This is a genomic window from Janthinobacterium sp. GMG2 (assembly GCF_033949445.1).
Taxonomy (GTDB): domain Bacteria; phylum Pseudomonadota; class Gammaproteobacteria; order Burkholderiales; family Burkholderiaceae_D; genus Janthinobacterium; species Janthinobacterium aestuarii.
Genome location: NZ_JAXAWA010000018.1, coordinates 1 through 1,469, shown reverse-complemented (window position 1 = coordinate 1,469; position 1,469 = coordinate 1). Strand labels below are relative to the sequence as shown.

At 52.6% G+C, this 1,469-nt stretch carries 1 rRNA gene; it reads left to right on the top strand.

Annotated elements, in window-relative coordinates:
• Positions 1–30: 30 nt before the first annotated feature.
• A 16S ribosomal RNA gene (locus tag SKZ59_RS28100) occupies positions 31–1,469 on the top strand; the annotation flags it as partial.

Below are 1,469 nucleotides of genomic sequence, written 5' to 3'. Positions count from 1 at the left end.
TGCCGGTAAAACGGCAAAGTAACAGAGATTAAACTGAAGAGTTTGATCCTGGCTCAGATTGAACGCTGGCGGCATGCCTTACACATGCAAGTCGAACGGCAGCACGGAGCTTGCTCTGGTGGCGAGTGGCGAACGGGTGAGTAATATATCGGAACGTACCCTAGAGTGGGGGATAACGTAGCGAAAGTTACGCTAATACCGCATACGATCTAAGGATGAAAGTGGGGGATCGCAAGACCTCATGCTCGTGGAGCGGCCGATATCTGATTAGCTAGTTGGTAGGGTAAAAGCCTACCAAGGCATCGATCAGTAGCTGGTCTGAGAGGACGACCAGCCACACTGGAACTGAGACACGGTCCAGACTCCTACGGGAGGCAGCAGTGGGGAATTTTGGACAATGGGCGAAAGCCTGATCCAGCAATGCCGCGTGAGTGAAGAAGGCCTTCGGGTTGTAAAGCTCTTTTGTCAGGGAAGAAACGGTGAGAGCTAATATCTCTTGCTAATGACGGTACCTGAAGAATAAGCACCGGCTAACTACGTGCCAGCAGCCGCGGTAATACGTAGGGTGCAAGCGTTAATCGGAATTACTGGGCGTAAAGCGTGCGCAGGCGGTTTTGTAAGTCTGATGTGAAATCCCCGGGCTCAACCTGGGAATTGCATTGGAGACTGCAAGGCTAGAATCTGGCAGAGGGGGGTAGAATTCCACGTGTAGCAGTGAAATGCGTAGATATGTGGAGGAACACCGATGGCGAAGGCAGCCCCCTGGGTCAAGATTGACGCTCATGCACGAAAGCGTGGGGAGCAAACAGGATTAGATACCCTGGTAGTCCACGCCCTAAACGATGTCTACTAGTTGTCGGGTCTTAATTGACTTGGTAACGCAGCTAACGCGTGAAGTAGACCGCCTGGGGAGTACGGTCGCAAGATTAAAACTCAAAGGAATTGACGGGGACCCGCACAAGCGGTGGATGATGTGGATTAATTCGATGCAACGCGAAAAACCTTACCTACCCTTGACATGGCTGGAATCCCCGAGAGATTGGGGAGTGCTCGAAAGAGAACCAGTACACAGGTGCTGCATGGCTGTCGTCAGCTCGTGTCGTGAGATGTTGGGTTAAGTCCCGCAACGAGCGCAACCCTTGTCATTAGTTGCTACGAAAGGGCACTCTAATGAGACTGCCGGTGACAAACCGGAGGAAGGTGGGGATGACGTCAAGTCCTCATGGCCCTTATGGGTAGGGCTTCACACGTCATACAATGGTACATACAGAGCGCCGCCAACCCGCGAGGGGGAGCTAATCGCAGAAAGTGTATCGTAGTCCGGATTGTAGTCTGCAACTCGACTGCATGAAGTTGGAATCGCTAGTAATCGCGGATCAGCATGTCGCGGTGAATACGTTCCCGGGTCTTGTACACACCGCCCGTCACACCATGGGAGCGGGTTTTACCAGAAGTAGGTAGCTTAACCG